The 15,722-nt window shown below is 66.7% G+C and carries 17 protein-coding genes; 10 read left to right on the top strand and 7 right to left on the bottom strand.

Going from position 1 to position 15,722, the window contains the following annotated elements; translation table 11 throughout:
• The first annotated feature begins 18 nt into the window (after positions 1–18).
• The 6 genes from urtB to Y900_RS01605 all read left to right on the top strand — a co-directional run bounded on the left by urtB (position 19) and on the right by Y900_RS01605 (position 5,189).
• Complete coding sequence (gene urtB, locus Y900_RS01580) at positions 19–903, top strand: urea ABC transporter permease subunit UrtB (RefSeq protein WP_036338229.1); 885 nt, start codon at positions 19–21, stop codon at positions 901–903.
• Positions 900–2,006 (top strand): urea ABC transporter permease subunit UrtC, encoded by a 1,107-nt coding sequence (urtC, locus tag Y900_RS01585; RefSeq protein ID WP_036338232.1) that lies wholly within the window; start codon positions 900–902, stop codon positions 2,004–2,006. Before urtB ends, urtC begins: the two co-directional genes overlap by 4 nt.
• Positions 2,003–2,803 carry an urea ABC transporter ATP-binding protein UrtD gene (urtD, locus tag Y900_RS01590; RefSeq protein ID WP_036338235.1) on the top strand — a complete coding sequence of 267 codons (801 nt, stop codon included), beginning with the start codon at positions 2,003–2,005 and terminating at the stop codon, positions 2,801–2,803. Before urtC ends, urtD begins: the two co-directional genes overlap by 4 nt.
• The gene (gene urtE, locus Y900_RS01595) at positions 2,803–3,495 is read left to right on the top strand and encodes an urea ABC transporter ATP-binding subunit UrtE (protein ID WP_036338238.1); all 693 of its coding nucleotides are present in this window, start codon (positions 2,803–2,805) and stop codon (positions 3,493–3,495) included. Before urtD ends, urtE begins: the two co-directional genes overlap by 1 nt.
• 66 nt (positions 3,496–3,561) lie before the next feature.
• On the top strand, positions 3,562–4,638 hold the full coding sequence (locus Y900_RS01600; RefSeq protein ID WP_036338241.1) for a catalase family peroxidase: 1,077 nt from the start codon (positions 3,562–3,564) through the stop codon (positions 4,636–4,638).
• Positions 4,635–5,189, top strand: coding sequence for a cytochrome b (locus Y900_RS01605; RefSeq protein ID WP_036338245.1), 555 nt, complete (start codon positions 4,635–4,637; stop codon positions 5,187–5,189). Before Y900_RS01600 ends, Y900_RS01605 begins: the two co-directional genes overlap by 4 nt.
• Before the next feature lie 43 nt (positions 5,190–5,232).
• On the opposite strand, the gene Y900_RS01610 is transcribed toward Y900_RS01605, so the two are convergent.
• Complete coding sequence (locus Y900_RS01610; protein WP_036338249.1) at positions 5,233–5,676, bottom strand: hypothetical protein; 444 nt, start codon at positions 5,674–5,676, stop codon at positions 5,233–5,235.
• 234 nt (positions 5,677–5,910) lie between these two features.
• On the opposite strand from Y900_RS01610, the gene Y900_RS01615 reads away from it, so the two are divergent.
• Positions 5,911–6,219, top strand: coding sequence for a DUF732 domain-containing protein (locus Y900_RS01615; RefSeq protein ID WP_036338252.1), 309 nt, complete (start codon positions 5,911–5,913; stop codon positions 6,217–6,219).
• 33 nt (positions 6,220–6,252) lie between these two features.
• On the opposite strand, the gene hisS is transcribed toward Y900_RS01615, so the two are convergent.
• Positions 6,253–7,512, bottom strand: coding sequence for a histidine--tRNA ligase (gene hisS, locus Y900_RS01620; protein WP_036338255.1), 1,260 nt, complete (start codon positions 7,510–7,512; stop codon positions 6,253–6,255).
• Positions 7,509–8,213, bottom strand: a complete 705-nt coding sequence (locus tag Y900_RS01625; RefSeq protein WP_036338258.1) for an MBL fold metallo-hydrolase — start codon at positions 8,211–8,213, stop codon at positions 7,509–7,511. Before Y900_RS01625 ends, hisS begins: the two co-directional genes overlap by 4 nt.
• A 107-nt stretch (positions 8,214–8,320) precedes the next feature.
• Between Y900_RS01625 and Y900_RS01630 the strand changes: the two genes are divergently transcribed.
• Together Y900_RS01630 and Y900_RS01635 are read left to right on the top strand one after the other, a co-directional pair.
• A complete protein-coding gene (locus Y900_RS01630) occupies positions 8,321–9,214 on the top strand; it encodes a peptidylprolyl isomerase (RefSeq protein WP_036345519.1) in 894 nt (297 codons plus the stop codon).
• A 71-nt stretch (positions 9,215–9,285) separates the two neighbouring features.
• Positions 9,286–10,272, top strand: a complete 987-nt coding sequence (locus Y900_RS01635; RefSeq protein WP_036338262.1) for a peptidylprolyl isomerase — start codon at positions 9,286–9,288, stop codon at positions 10,270–10,272.
• 8 nt (positions 10,273–10,280) lie between these two features.
• On the opposite strand, the gene Y900_RS01640 is transcribed toward Y900_RS01635, so the two are convergent.
• Positions 10,281–10,505, bottom strand: coding sequence for a hypothetical protein (locus Y900_RS01640; RefSeq protein ID WP_131536058.1), 225 nt, complete (start codon positions 10,503–10,505; stop codon positions 10,281–10,283).
• A gap of 179 nt (positions 10,506–10,684) precedes the next feature.
• Here Y900_RS01640 and Y900_RS32670 point away from each other — a divergent pair, with 179 nt between their 5' ends.
• Complete coding sequence (locus Y900_RS32670) at positions 10,685–10,933, top strand: hypothetical protein (RefSeq protein ID WP_237752472.1); 249 nt, start codon at positions 10,685–10,687, stop codon at positions 10,931–10,933.
• 16 nt (positions 10,934–10,949) lie between these two features.
• Here Y900_RS32670 and Y900_RS01650 read toward each other — a convergent pair whose 3' ends face one another.
• From Y900_RS01650 to Y900_RS01660, 3 genes are all read right to left on the bottom strand, one after another.
• Complete coding sequence (locus tag Y900_RS01650; RefSeq protein ID WP_036338272.1) at positions 10,950–13,304, bottom strand: RelA/SpoT family protein; 2,355 nt, start codon at positions 13,302–13,304, stop codon at positions 10,950–10,952.
• A gap of 80 nt (positions 13,305–13,384) precedes the next feature.
• Entirely contained in the window at positions 13,385–15,031 is a 1,647-nt protein-coding gene (locus Y900_RS01655) for a cadherin-like domain-containing protein (RefSeq protein ID WP_036338275.1), read from the bottom strand.
• Positions 15,032–15,170: 139 nt separating this feature from the next.
• Positions 15,171–15,674 (bottom strand): adenine phosphoribosyltransferase, encoded by a 504-nt coding sequence (locus tag Y900_RS01660; protein ID WP_036345522.1) that lies wholly within the window; start codon positions 15,672–15,674, stop codon positions 15,171–15,173.
• Positions 15,675–15,722 lie beyond the last annotated feature (48 nt).

Below are 15,722 nucleotides of genomic sequence, written 5' to 3' on the forward strand. Positions count from 1 at the left end.
ACGGGAAGCTAAGACAGCATGGAAGTCCTTGTCGGACAGCTGGCGACGGGATTGAGCCTCGGCTCGATCCTGTTGCTGGCCGCATTGGGGCTGTCGCTGACGTTCGGCCAGATGGGCGTCATCAACATGGCGCACGGCGAATTCATCATGGTCGGCTGTTACACAGCTTTCGTGGTGCAGAAGGTGATCTCGAATGCCGGGGCATCACTGCTGTTTTCGCTGATCGTCGGATTCGTGGTCGGCGGCCTGCTCGGTGTACTCCTGGAAGTCACGCTGATCCAGCGAATGTACAACCGTCCCCTCGACACCTTGCTGGCGACGTTCGGCGTCGGGCTGATTCTGCAGCAGGCGGCGCGCAGCATCTTCGGCGCGCCCGCGGTGAACGTCACCGCACCGGCGTGGCTGTCCGGCGGCGTGGAGATCCTCGGCGCGGTGGTGCCCAAGACCCGCATCTTCATCCTGGCGCTGGCGGTGGTCTGCGTTGCCGTGCTGGCCGCGGTGCTCAAGCTCAGCCCGATGGGCCGGCGCATCCGGGCCGTCGTACAGAACCGCGATCTTGCTGAGACAAGCGGCATTTCGAGTCGGCGAACCGATATCACGACGTTCTTCATCGGCTCGGGACTGGCCAGCGTGGCAGGCGTCGCCCTCACCCTCATCGGATCGACGAGTTCGACCATCGGCCAGAGTTATCTGATCGACGCGTTCCTGGTGGTCGTCGTCGGCGGGCTCGGCCAGATCAAGGGGACGGTGATCGCCGCGTTCGCGCTCGGTTTGATGAACTCGTTCATCGAGTACAGCACCACCGCGTCGCTGGCCAAGGTCATCGTGTTCGTGGTCATCGTGATCTTCCTGCAGGCGCGCCCGCAAGGCCTGTTCACTGTGCGGACAAGGAGTTTGGTATGAGAACCCTTGTCGGCAGGTGGCAGACATGGGCAGGGTTCGCGGTCGCGGCCGTCATACTGTTCGGCATCGCACCCGCGATGCTGACCAGCTTCCGGCTCGACCTGCTGGGCCAGTACCTGTGCTATGCGATCGTGGCCGCCGGCATCGGATTGGCCTGGGGCCGCGGCGGAATGCTCACGCTGGGGCAGGGTGTGTTCTTCGGCCTCGGTGCCTACATGATGGGTATGCATCTCAAGATCGCCGACGCCGAGATCCGTAAACAGCCGGTGCCGGACTTCATGCAGATCGCGGGAATCCCTGCGCTGCCGTCATATTGGGAACCGTTCTCGTCGGCGGCCTTCACCTTGGCGGCGATCGTGGTAATCCCGACCGGCATCGCCGCGCTGCTCGGTCTCGGCGTGTTCAAACGCCGCGTCAAGGGCGCTTACTTCGCGATCCTGTCCCAGGCACTGGCCGCGGCACTGGCGATCCTGCTAGTCGGACAGTCGACCGTGGGTGGCAGCAACGGGCTCAACGGTTTTCGGACCTTCTTCGGGTTCCGGCTTTCCGATCCGGTGAACCGGCAGATGCTGTACTTCATCGCCGCGGGCACGCTGCTGGTGGTGGTGGCGGTGGTGCGCCAGCTGATGCAGAGCCGCTACGGCGAACTCCTGGTTGCGGTACGTGACGGCGAGGAGCGGGTCCGTTTCCTCGGCTACGACCCGGCCACCATCAAAGTTGTCGCCTACACCGCGGCCGCGTTGTTCGCCAGCGTCGCCGGTGCCCTGTTCGCGCCGATCATCGGATTCATCACGCCCGCTCAGGTCGGCGTCGTACCGTCCATCGCCTTCCTGATCGGCGTCGCGATCGGCGGGCGCACCACGCTGCTCGGACCGATTCTCGGCGCCATCGGTGTGGCCTGGGCGCAAACGGCGTTCTCCGAACGATTCCCGTCCGGATGGACCTACGCACAGGGACTGCTGTTCATCGTCGTCGTCGGCTTCTTCCCCGCCGGCCTGGCCGGAGTCGGGGCGCTGTTGCGCCGCCGCCGCCGCACCACGGGCGTCCTCTCCGCGGGCGACGCCCAACACGCTCAGGCCGAGACTGTGGGGGCGGCAACATGACCGAACTCGCCGAACCGGTGGCCGGCGGCAATGTCGGCATGGGTACCGAATACCTAGAGGTGCGCGGTCTCACCGTCGACTTCGACGGGTTCAAGGCGGTCAACGACGTCGATCTCACCCTGTTCCAAGGTGATCTGAGATTTCTGATCGGCCCCAACGGGGCCGGCAAGACCACAGTCATCGACGCGATCACCGGCCTGGTGCCGGCCACCGGGTCGATCAACAAGTCGGGCGTGGACCTGCTGGGCAAGAAGGTCCACCAGATCGCCCGGCGCGGGGTCGGGCGAACCTTCCAGACGGCCAGCGTGTTCGAGCAGCTGACTGTGCTGCAGAACCTCGACATCGCCGCAGGCGCCGACCGGTCGTGGTGGACACTGCTGCGCAGGCGGCACGGCGTGCTGCCCGCCATCGAGGAGGCGCTGGAGACCATCGGTCTGTCGGATCTGGCCGACCGGCCCGCCGGCGTGCTCGCCCACGGCCAGAAGCAGTGGCTGGAGATCGGCATGCTGCTGGTTCAGAACGCCGACGTGCTGCTGCTCGACGAACCCGTCGCCGGAATGAGCGGTGAGGAACGCGAGGAGACCGGAAACCTGTTGCGCCGCATCGGGTCCTCGCGCACCGTCGTGGTCGTCGAGCACGATATGGACTTCATGCGGGCGTTCGCGACGTCGGTGACGGTGCTGGCCCGCGGCCAGGTTATTGCCGAAGGGTCGGTCACCGAGGTGCAGGCCAACCCGAAGGTGCAGGAGGTCTACCTCGGCACCGCCGCAGCCGGAGACTTGGAGGCTGGCGAATAGTGTTGCAACTCATCGATATCCGCACCGGATACGGACGCTCGCAGGTTATCCACTCCATCAGTATCGAGGTGCCGTCCGACGGCGTGGCCGCCGTGATGGGCCACAACGGGGCAGGCAAGACGACCTTGCTCCGCGCGGCGGTCGGCCTCCTGAAATGCAGCGCCGGCCAGGTACTGCTGCACGGCGAGGATGTGACGAAACTGCGCCCCAACGCCCGGGTGGCCCGCGGGCTCGCCTACGTGCCGCAAGGCCAGCAGTCCTTCGGTCAGCTGACCACCGCCGAGAACCTTCAGGTCGTCGCCGACGGCCGCAAAGGAGGCAAGCAGCTGATCGACGAACAGCTCGACCTGTTCCCCGCGCTCAAGGAATTGTTGACCCGACGCGCCGGTCTGCTCTCCGGCGGCCAGCGCCAGCAGCTGGCGATCGCACGGGCATTGATCACCAGCCCGAAGATCCTGATCCTCGATGAACCCACCGAGGGCATCCAGCCGTCGGTGGTCGCCGAGATCGAGGCGGCGATCACCGCGCTCACCCGCCGGGGCGACCTCGGCGTGCTGCTGGTCGAACAGCACATAGGCTTCGCCCTGGAATCGGCTCAGCGGTACTACATCCTGGAAGCCGGGCGGGTGACATCCAGCGGAACCGGCGGGTCGGCGTCGGAGTCCGATGTCCGCGCGGCGATGGCGATCTAGACTTCGGGCGTGAGCTGTGTCACGACACTGAACCGATCCCTGCCACGGCGCGTCCCTGGTTAAGTGATGAACCGCCCACGCCGCGGCGTGAACACCGCCGTCAACCGCCGATCGGTTCTGGTGGGGCTCGGGGCCGTCGGCGCGTTCCTGGCCCTCGACCTCGGCGCCGTCGCCTACGCCAACAAATGGATCGGGTCCGGCGAAACCCGAAAGACGTTCCTCGACGGGTTCCTCAGCGTCTACGGACGCCAGCTCGGCTTCCGCAAGAACCACGCCAAGGGCGTCGTCGTCACCGGGTATTTCGAGAGCAACGGCAGCGGCGGGCAGCTCAGCCGTGCCGCCGTGTTCCAGCAGGGTCAGGTGCCCGTCGTCGGCCGGTTTTCCCTCGCAGGCGGTGATCCCCACGTCGCCGACACCCCGGGCGCCGCACGAGGCCTGGGGCTGGCGTTCGGGTTTCCCGGCAGTGGACAATGGCGCACCGCGATGCTGAATCTGCCGGTGTTCCCCGACAATTCAGCGCGCGGGTTCTATGACAGGTTGCTCGCATCCAAGGTCGTCCCCGGTACCAAGCAACCCGACCCCGCCGTGATGAAAGCGTTCCTGACAGCTCACCCGGAGACCGCGGCCGCCATGGCGATCATCAAGACCCACCCGCCGTCAGCCGGCTTCGCCGACAGCACCTTTCGCGGCCTGAACACCTTCTATTTCGTCGACGACGCGGGTCACCGATCGGCGGTGCGGTGGTCGCTCGTACCGCAACAGGGCGCACCGGCACCGCGATCAGGAGACGCCAACGGATTGTTCGACGCGGTGGTGCGCCAGCTGCGCGACGGGCCGCTGCGATGGCGTCTGCTCGTCACCGTCGCCGAGCCGGGCGACCCGCTGACCGACCCCACCCTGCCGTGGCCCGACAACCGGCGCAGCGTCGAGGTGGGCACGCTCACCCTCACCTCGGCGGCTACCGAGGCGCCGGGTAACGCCCGCGACATCAACTTCGATCCGCTGGTCTTGCCCGACGGTATCGAACCGTCCGACGATCCCCTGCTGTCCGCCCGTAGCGACGTCTATGCGGCGTCCTACCGCCAGCGCACCGGCGAACCGACGTCGCCGTCGGCGGTTCAGGTGAGCGAGGTCGGCGCATGACGGCGGTCGAGCGGTACCCGGTCCGCACCCGAATCCTGCACTGGTTGACCGCCGCCCTGGTGTTCGGCGCACTGTTCATCGGGTTCGTGATGGTCAATTCGCTAAGCGGCTACGGCGCTCTGGTGGGTGTGCACGTGACGCTCGGGGCGCTCATCCTGATCGTCGTGGCGTTCCGGGCGGCCAACCGCTTCACCCACCGCACCCCGCCGCTGCCGGCCACCGTGGGGTCCGTCGAGCAGCTGCTGGTGGTCGGCTCCGAAATCGGGCTGTATGTTCTGCTTCTGGCTCAGCCGCTGGTGGGGTGGGCGATGGTGTCGGCAAGCGGACGACCGGTGGTGCTGTTCGGATTCATGCCGCTGCCGCGGATCGCGCCGTTCGACGCCGACTTGTTCTTCCTGCTGCGCCAGACCCACTCCGTCCTTGCCTACCTGCTGGTGGCGGCGATTGCCGCGCACGTCTCGGTGGTGCTGTTACACACCCTCACGCTGCGCGACCGGATGCTGAGCCGAATGACCTTCGGAGGCCGGCGCGAGGCGACCGAACCGGACTGAACCGCTTCGGCGACAACGGATTTCGCACCTCCGCTATCGCACGTCAGCCGGCATCGAGCAGACGGGTGTCGTCGGACGACAACGGCACCACGGCACCGAGTCGGCCGAACAAATCGATCGCTGACTGAACCGTCTGATCGGCGAAGGGGCCGAAGTCGCCGTCCGTCGCGCGATAACGCCGCTCGGCGACCACACCGACCAATCGGGGGTCGGAGGACGGGAACACCGTGGCGGTGGCGTGAGTGCCGGCTCCGTTCCATTGCTGCACCAACGCCGCAACCCCGGCCCGTTGCTCGGCCGGGTAATAGCGTTCGGCGGTGATGCTGATCTGAACCGCTGAACCGCTCGGCTGCAAGTGCACATGGAGGCGACCGTGGTAGGCGTTCACGAAAAAGAAAACCTCATCGTCGTGGTGGCCGCAGAAATGCCGCACGCTGCGACTGTTCACGTACCCCTCGATGACCTCGGCGCCGATCACGGTGTTCATGACTGTCCAACGGACCGCGCCGACGACACGGTTCCCGAATCAGCCAAGGTTGCGCCAAGAATCTGGTGAGAATTGGTTAAATGGGCGTGCACGGCCACAACTTGAATTCATTGTTCGAATAGCCGAGTTTCCGGCTTTTACTGTTATGCCGGGAATTTCTTGGCCTTTCCCTGCATATCTGCTGGCAACGTAGTAACTTCTGCCGCAGCAGTAACTCCAATGCACACAAGGGACATGACAATGATCAAAGGTTTGTTGACGGCGGCTGCTGCCGCCGGGGCTATCGCGCTGGCCGGCGCACCGTCTGCCTGGGCGATCACCAACGCCGAGGCCGACTACATCAAGGATCTGACCAGCGCCGGCATCGCCGGCGACCAGGCGGCGCTGATCGCCGATGGTCACACCATCTGCTCGGCGCTCGCGCAGGGTGCGGACCCGAACACGCTGTCGCAGACCTACTTCAAGAACTCAGGTCAAATCAGCCACGCACAGGCGGATGCGGCGATCAACTTCGCCAAGACCGACCTGTGCCCGGCGGGCTGACAACGTACGAACCGAGAGCGCGGCTGGCCTGTTCTAGGCCAGCCGCGTAATCACTTCTGCGACAAGCGAGTCGACCGAGATATCGACTTGCGTGCCGGTGGCGAGGTCTTTGACGCCCACGGTGCCGGCCTCGATGTCCCGGTCGCCTGCTACCACCGCGATGCGCGCGCCTGAACGATCAGCCGCACGCATCGCTCCCTTGAGTCCGCGGTCGCCGTACGCCAAGTCGACGCGCACGCCCTCGGCGCGCAGAGCCGCCGCCAGCGTCGCCACCACCAACTTCGCCTGCTCGCCCAGCGGTACCCCGAAAACGTCGCAGCGACTTGGGTTTCCGACCGTCTTGCCTTCGGCCCGCAACGCCAGAACGGTCCGGTCGACGCCGAGCCCGAACCCGATGCCCGACAGATCCTGGCCGCCGAGCTGACGCATCAAACCGTCGTACCGGCCGCCGCCGCCGATCCCGGATTGCGCGCCGAGGCCGTCGTGCACGAACTCGAATGTGGTCTTGGTGTAGTAGTCCAGGCCACGCACCATCCGCGGATTGACCACGTACCGCACGCCGAGTGCATCGAGATGCGCCAGCACGGTGTCGAAGTGCTGCTTGGCCCCATCGGACAGGTGGTCGAGCATCACCGGCGCGTCGGCGGTCGCCTCGCGCATCGCCGGCCGCTTGTCGTCGAGCACCCGCAGCGGGTTGATCTCCGCCCGGGTGCGCGTCTCTTCGTCGAGATCCAACTTGAACAGGAACTCCTGCAACAGCTCCCGGTACTGCGGCCGACAGGTGTCGTCGCCCAGCGAGGTGATCTCGAGGCGGAACCCGTCCAGCCCCAACGACCGGAAACCGGCGTCGGCGACGGCGATCACCTCGGCGTCCAGCGCCGGGTCGTCGACGCCGATGGCCTCGACCCCGACCTGCTGCAGCTGCCGGTATCGACCGGCCTGCGGACGCTCGTAGCGGAAGAACGGGCCCGCGTAGCAGAGCTTGACCGGTAAGGCCCCTCGGTCCAGACCATGCTCGATGACCGCGCGCATCACTCCCGCGGTGCCCTCGGGGCGCAGCGTCACCGACCTCTCGCCGCGGTCGGCGAAGGTGTACATCTCCTTGGACACCACGTCGGTTGATTCGCCCACCCCGCGGGCGAACAGCGCCGTGTCCTCGAAGATCGGCAGCTCGACGTCGCCGTAGCCGGCCAGCCGGGCGGTCCGCAACAGACCATCGCGGACCGCGACGAACTCGGCGGACTCGGGCGGCAGGTAGTCAGGGACACCCTTGGGCGCCTGGAATTCGCTCACGTCAAACCTTCGAGAAAGGGGTTGGTACGGCGTTCGAGACCGATGGTGGTGGATTCACCGTGCCCCGGTAATACCAGGGTGTCGTCGTCGAGCACCAACAGTTTGCCGACGATCGAGCTCAGGAGATCCCTCCCGCTGCCACCCGGCAGATCTGTACGGCCGACAGTTTGTTTGAACAAGGTGTCACCGGTGAACGCCATCGGGACTCCACCGATCCCCGAGTCGCTGCCGTCCTTCGCGCCGAACCCGGAGGCCCGGTCCACCCGGAACACCACCGACCCCTTGGTGTGGCCGGGCGCGTGATCGACCGTCACCGTGATGCCACCGAGGTCGATCTTGTCGCCGTCGCGGTCCAGTTCGACGACCTGTCTGGGCTCGCGGAACAACGCGCCCAGCGCGATCTGGCCGATGCGCGGCCCGAATCCGCGGATCGGATCGGAGAGCATGAAGCGGTCCTCGGGGTGGATGTACACCGGGCAGCCGAAGGTGTCACCCACCTTCTGCGCCGACCAGATGTGGTCGATGTGCCCGTGGGTGAGCAGGACCGCCGCCGGGGTCAGCCGGTTCTCGTCGAGAATGCGGCGCAAGGCGGCAAAAGCTCGCTGCCCCGGGTCGACGACGATCGCGTCCGCCCCGGCGTGTGGGGCCAGCACGTAGCAATTGCATGCCAACATGCCCGCCGGGAAACCGGTGAGTAACACGTCGTCCAGTTTCCCATCCCCTGTTGGCGAGGGTCGTGGCCGGTGTCTTCAGCATCAACTGGCACACTCGGTGCCGACTCACGCGATCTCAACGGAGGATCATCACGGTGCCCACCAACGAACAACGACGTGCGACGGCCAAGCGCAAGCTCGAGCGACAGCTGGAGCGCCGCGCTCAACAGGAGAAGCGCCAGCGGATGTTCGTCGTCATCGGCGGCGTGGTCGCAATCGCCGTGGCCGCGGCCCTGATCGTCACGTTCGTGCTGACCAACAAGGACGGCAAGGACACCAAGACCGCGTCGGGCGCCACCAGCACCGCCCCCGTCGACGCCGGCGCTGGTCCGTCGACGAGTCCCCCGGCAACCGGCGGCCTGCCGCCGTTCAAGGCCGCCGCGAACCTGGGCGCCAACTGCCAGTACCCGGCCACGTCCGAGCCGGCAGCCAAGAAGGTCGACGCGCCCCACAGCGGCAAGGTTCCCACCACCCCGGCGACGGTGACCGCCAGCATGAGCACCAACCAGGGCAACCTGGGCCTGGTGCTGGACAACGCGAAGGCCCCGTGCACGGTCAACAGCTTCGCCAGCCTGGCGCAGAAGGGGTACTTCAACGACACCCCCTGCCACCGGCTGACCACCTCGCCGTCGCTGTCGGTGCTGCAGTGCGGCGATCCGACCGGCCAGGGCACCGGCGGCCCCGGCTACCAGTTCGCCAACGAATACCCCACCGATCAGTACCCCCCGAATGACCCCGCCCTGCAGCAGCCGGTGACCTATCCGCGCGGGACGCTGGCCATGGCCAATGCCGGCCCGGGCACCAACGGAAGCCAGTTCTTCCTGGTCTACAAGGATTCGCAGTTGCCGCCCAACTACACCGCGTTCGGCACGATCGACGCGACCGGCCTGGCGACGCTGGACAAGATCGCGGCGGCCGGTGTCGCCGGCGGTGGTCAGGACGGCAAGCCGGCAACTGACGTGCGAATCAAGTCGATCCTGCTGGACTAGCCGGCGATGAACGACACCTGCGGAGCCAATCACCATCGGACATGCCGGACCCGAGCCTGCAAGGGCACCGCATGAGCCAGCCTCCGCCCTACTACCCGCCGCCGTACGGTCCGCCGTACGGGCCCGGCCCGTATCCCTATCCGGCGCCGAAGCCGACCAACGGGATGGCAATCGCGTCGCTGATCTGCGCGTTCGTCTTCGCACCGCTGGGCATCATCTTCGGCCACGTCTCGCTGTCGCAGATCAAGAAGTCCGGCGAGGACGGGCGGGGCCTGGCGGTCGCCGGACTGGTGATCAGCTACCTGGTGACCGTCTTGAGCATCGTCGTGATCGTCGCCGGGGTGGCGTTCTTCTCGTGGATGGGCCGGGAGCTGGAGAAGACCGGCGGGGCGGGCATCCCGCGTACCCTCCCGGGTGGCAGCGGACAGCTTCCGCCGTTCGATCCGCCGGCCACGCTCGGCGCGAACTGCCAGTACCCGGCCACCGCGACCCCGGCCGACAAGCCGGTCACACCGCCGGTCGCCGGCAAGGTGTCGACCACGCCGGCGACGGTGGACGCGACCGTGGTCACCAACGCCGGCCCGATCGTCATCCATCTCGACAATGCCAAGGCGCCGTGCACGGTGAACAGCTTCGAAAGCCTGGTCCGGCAGAACTACTTCGACAACACGCCGTGCCACCGGCTGACCCACTTGCCGTCACTTTCGGTGCTGCAGTGCGGCGACCCGACCGGCCAGGGCACGGGTGGGCCCGGGTACCGGTTCGCCAACGAGTATCCGACGAACCAGTTCCGCCCGTTCGATCCGGCACTGCGACAGGCCGTGAAGTATCCGCGCGGGACGTTGGCCATGGCCAACGCCGGGCCCGACACCAACGGCAGCCAGTTCTTCATCGTCTACCGCGACTCGATGCTGCCGCCGACGTACACGGCGTTCGGGCAGGTCGATAAGACGGGTTTCGGAATCATCGACGACATCGCCGCCGTTGGCATCGCCGGCGGTTCTGACGACGGCAAGCCGGCCAGGCCGGTGACGATCAAGTCGATCCGGATGAACTGACGCGGACCTCAGCCGGGCAGGCCCTGCTCTTCGGTCGGCAACGGCGCAGGCCCCTTGATCGCAGGGGTTGCGGCGGGAAGCTGGCCCGTGGGCTGATCCGGCGACTGGGTGACCGTCACGCCGGTCGACATCTCCGAGCTGACGAACGAACCGGGTGTCTGCGGATTGGCCGCTACCGCGGCTAAGACGCCGAGAGAGACCAGGGCACCGCCTGCGATAGTGGCGAATAACACGTGAAAACGCTTCATAGTCAATCTCTTTCCAAGGAGGTCTTGGCACCTGCGAACACGTATGAGTACAAGAACGTTGCGGCAGCCGAATATTCCGCCATCCGCGACGAAATAATCTGCGGCGCAGACACGTTGGACACGACGTTATGACTATTGGTTCGCAAAGAATTGTTCGCATTGCCTTGGGCGCGCCTGCCGCAGCAGCCTTCCTATTCGCACCAACCGCGCTGCTCGACACTCCGTCGAGCCTGGCCACGCCCGTCGCGCAGGGCTGCTACGACGGTGTGATCCCGTGGAATCCATACCTCAAGAGCTGCAGCCTGCCGTCGACTCAGCCGCACGTGCGCGGAGCGGCGCCGGATGCCACCGCGATCATCGCCTGCCACGATCATCCGGGCTGCCTGTCCTGGTACGTCAACGGCGCGCCGTGACCGGCCGCTAGACCGATCAGGCCGCGCTGGTCACCCGGTACACGTCGTAGACACCCTCGATGTTGCGGACCGCGTTGAGCACGTGGCCGAGATGTTTGGGATCACCCATCTCGAAAGTGAAGCGGCTCACCGCAACTCGATCGTTGGATGTGGTGACCGACGCCGACAGGATGTTGACGCGTTCGTCGGCGAGCACCCTCGTGACATCGGAGAGCAGCCGGTGCCGATCAAGTGCTTCGACCTGGATGGCCACCAGGAACACCGAGGTCGGCGACGGTGCCCAGTTCACCTCGATGATGCGTTCCGACTGTTGTTGCAGGGACGCGGCATTGGTGCAGTCGGTGCGGTGCACGCTGACCCCGCCACCCCGGGTGACGAAGCCCATGATGTTGTCGCCGGGAACCGGAGTGCAGCACTTGGCCAGCTTGGTCAGCACCCCGGTCGCACCAGGCACGGCAACCCCGGTGTCGTCGCTGCTGCGCTGACGCACCGGCATCGTCGCCGGCGTGGAGCGCTCGGCCAGTTCGTCTTCGGCACTCTCGGCACCGCCGAGTTGTGCCACCAGCCGCTGCACGACGTGCCGCGGCGATACGTGCCCCTCCCCGACCGCGGTGTACAGCGCCGAGACATCGGCATACCGCAGTTCCTGGGCCAGTGCCGCCATCGCCTCACCGTTGACCAGTTTCTGCAACGGCAGCCCGCCACGGCGCACTTCGCGCGCTATCGAGTCCTTGCCCGCTTCCAGCGCCTCATCGCGGCGCTCCTTGGCGAACCACTGCCGGATCTTGGCCTTGGCCCGCGGCGACACCACGAAGCCCTGCCAGTCGCGGGACGGCCCGGCATTGGGAGCCTTGGAGGTGAAAACCTCCACCCGCTCACCGTTTTCGAGCTTGCGTTCCAACGCCACCAGGCGGCCGTCGACCCGGGCCCCGATGCAGCGGTGGCCGACCTCGGTGTGCACCGCGTACGCGAAGTCCACCGGCGTCGAGCCGGCCGGCAGGGTGACCACGTCGCCCTTCGGGGTGAACACGAAAATCTCCTGCACCGCAAGGTCGTACCGCAGCGACTCCAGGAACTCGCCGGGGTCCGCGGCTTCCCGCTGCCAGTCCAGAAGCTGGCGCATCCAGGCCGTCTCGTCGATCTCGGCGGCGCTGTGCGGATGCGGAACACCGTTGCGGCCCTTGGATTCCTTGTAGCGCCAGTGCGCCGCGATGCCGAACTCCGCGGTGTCGTGCATGTCGCGGGTGCGGATCTGCACCTCCAGCGGCTTGCCTTCCGGTCCGACGACCGTTGTGTGCAGCGACTGGTACACCCCGAACCGGGGCTGGGCGATGTAGTCCTTGAACCGGCCGGGCATCGGCTGCCACAGCGAATGCACAACGCCGACAGCGGCATAACAGTCACGGATCTCGTCGCAGAGGATCCGCACACCGACCAGGTCGTGGATGTCGTCGAAGTCGCGGCCCTTGACGATCATCTTCTGGTAGATCGACCAGTAGTGCTTCGGTCTGCCCTCCACGCTGGCGTTGATCTTCATCCCCGACAGCGCGCTGTTGATCTCGACGCGGACCTTGGCCAGATAGGTGTCCCGCGATGGCGCGCGGTCGGCGACCAGCCGGACGATCTCCTCGTAACGCTTGGGGTGCAGGATCGCGAACGACAGATCCTCGAGTTCCCACTTGACCGTCGCCATCCCCAGTCGATGGGCAAGGGGGGCAATCACTTCCAGTGTCTCGCGAGCTTTGCGGGCCTGCTTCTCCGGCGGCAGGAACCGCATGGTGCGCATGTTGTGCAGCCGGTCGGCGACCTTGATGACCAACACCCGCGGATCGCGCGCCATCGCGATGATCATCTTGCGGATGGTCTCGCCCTCGGCGGCGGTGCCCAGCGCGACCTTGTCCAGCTTGGTCACTCCGTCCACCAGGTGGGCGACCTCTTCGCCGAAGTCGGCGGTCAGCGCCTCCATGGCGTAACCGGTGTCCTCCACCGTGTCGTGCAGCAGCGCGGCCACCAGCGTGATGGTGTCCATGCCGAGTTCGGCGAGGATGTTCGCGACGGCCAGCGGGTGGGTGATGTAGGGATCGCCGGAGCGGCGCAGCTGATCGGCGTGCTTGGCCTCGGCCACCTCGTAGGCGCGCTGCAGGATCGCCAGGTCGGCCTTCGGGTAGAACTCCCGGTGGACTGCCACCAGTGGTTCGAGGACCGGGTTGACGGTGCTGCGCTGCGACGTCATCCGCCGAGCGAGCCGGGCGCGGACGCGCCGCGATGCGCTGCTGGTGGTTTTGGGGGGTTCGGTCCGCGGCTCAGCGGGCGGCACGACATCGGAGACCGGGGCCGGCGCGGCGGTCAGCGACAGGTTGTCGTCTGCCATGCCGCACCTCCTCGCCACCAGGACCGACTTCGAGGATATCTCCCCGTCCGCGGTCGAGTGGCCGGCCCGGCCCCTCGCGGCTAATCCAGCGCGGACGCGATCGGCTTGTCCCGGATGACGTAGCTACCGGGCTCGTTCGGATTCGGCGTCGAGAACGTCGCGCCGTTGAGCTGGTAGGTCGAGTTGCCGAGCTTGATGGTGAAGTCGCCGGTCACGTTCCACACCGGAACCGAACCTTCGATCCATGCGGTCTTGCCCGGGGCGACCGGCACGTTCACCGTCTGCGTGAAGGTGTGGGTCTGTACCCACGTATGGGAGTAGTTGGCGGTGATCTCGATGTTGATGATCGACGCGAGCTTGGCCAGACCGCCACCGGACAGCTTCACGCTCAACCCCACGGTGTCGGACTGCGACACCTGGTCGGCGATGGAGATGCTGTAGGTGGTCGGTGTCGAGGTGGTGTTCGACACCGGGGTGCCGACGGTCCGCACCGGGCTGAAGCCCTTCACCTCGCTCTTCGCGGTGAAGCTGCAGTTCGCGATCGAGCCGTCGTAGCAGACGTTCGGAAGCACCGCCGCGATCTTGGCCGCGTCCGCCGCGCCGAGGGTGATCGTCGGGGCTCCCCTGTCCTGCCCGATCGCCATCTTGTCATTCGGGACATTGCATTCCCCGTTGCCGCCGGAGCCGCAGCTGGTGGCCCGAGGCTTGGTCTGGAACTTCACCTGGAACGTCGTGCCCTGGTAGCCGTCGGGCACGTATCCGAAGTTGGACGGGGTGTACCCGAAGCCGACGGTGCCGAAATTGGTGACGATGTCACCGACACGGAACAGGTACCAATTGACGTCCCAGCCGGCCTCACCGCCCGGCATGATGACCGTGCCGACCGCTGGGCCGCCGTCCAGATCACCGGTGCCGCCGGCATAGCCGTTGAACTTCAGCGGCGCCAGCGTGTAGTTCCGGAACCAGAACCTTTCCGTCACCCCGAGGGTCGGCCTGACCGTGACGTTCACCGGGACCACCGTCAAACCGTGCTGCCCGTCATCGGCGACGACAGTGAAGGTGTCGATGCCGCCAGCTCGGGCAAAATCGTTGGTGGGCTTGTAGTAGTAGGTACCGTTCGGGTTGATCGTCAGCGTGCCGTTGGCCGGCCCCTGGGCGACTCGGTACGTCAGCTTGTCGCCGTTGGGGTCAGAGGGCACCAAATCACCGATCACCTCGCCGGTGACGAATTCGTACACCTCACGCGGGTGCAGTGCCGGAACGCCATTGACCGCGCTGCGATCCGTGGCTCGCCGCACCGCGTCGACCGCGTCGAAGATCATGGTGCGCAATGGCAGCACCGCGCCGACGCCACCGGTGGTGGCCGGGTTCGGGGCATAGCCCAGCAGGCTGGCGACATTGGCGGCAAGGATGTCGACATCGATCCGCAGTTGCGACGGCGCGCGCAGCTTCGTGGTGGGGGTCGACGACGCGACCGCCGCGGACGGCGTCACGCGTGCGGCATGTGCAGCAGCCGCCTTGACAGTCTTGGCCGTCGACGGGGTGGTCGCCGCGGCGCGAGCGCGCGGCTTGGCCGGTCCGTGCCCGACACTCGTCGAGGTGCGAGCGGACGACGACGAATCCGGCGTATCGGCGGATGCCGTCGCGCAGGCACTGCCGATCGCCAGCCCCACCCCGACGGCGAAAGCTGCTGCGGCGAGCCGCGGAACCAGAATGGTGGATTGCACAGACGCCTCCCCGGCGGGCCCCCGACAGGCCGCTCTGCCGCAAGCATCGCCGAGTCATCCGGCGACGGACAACACGAATGTCAAACTGCCACTTGGCGTTTGCCGGCCCGCCATACGGCAGTCCGGAAAGTTAACCGGCTCAGACGGTTTGCAGGCTGGTCACCTGCAGCGGCGCGACCTTCTCGCGCCCGCCGAGCCCAGGCAGTTCCAGCACCACCGCGGCAGCGGGCACCTCCGCACCACTTGCCGCCAACAGTGAACGCGCCGCAGCAAGGGTTCCGCCGGTGGCGAGCACGTCGTCGATGATGACGACACGCCGACCGGCCAGGTCGATCCCGTCGGCCGGGATCTCCAATGTGGCCGTGCCGTATTCGAGCGTGTAGGTCTCGCTGTGCACCGGCGGAGGCAGCTTCCCGCCTTTGCGGACGGCCAGCACGCCGATACCGAGCCGATGGGCGACCGCGCCGCCGAGCAGGAATCCGCGGGCATCGATGCCGGCCACCAGATCGGCACCCTCGGCGATCTCGGCCATCGCGGCGGTGATGACGGCCAGACCGTGCCGGTCGGCCAGCACCGGGGTGAGGTCCTTGAATTGAATGCCCGGCTCCGGGAAATCCGGCACCTCGCGGATGAGCGCCTTCAGGACGTCCGCTACCGCCGAGGCACCCTGTCGCCGGCCGTCCGGCTCCGA

The sequence above is a fragment of the Mycolicibacterium aromaticivorans JS19b1 = JCM 16368 genome, assembly GCF_000559085.1.
GTDB lineage: Bacteria > Actinomycetota > Actinomycetes > Mycobacteriales > Mycobacteriaceae > Mycobacterium > Mycobacterium aromaticivorans.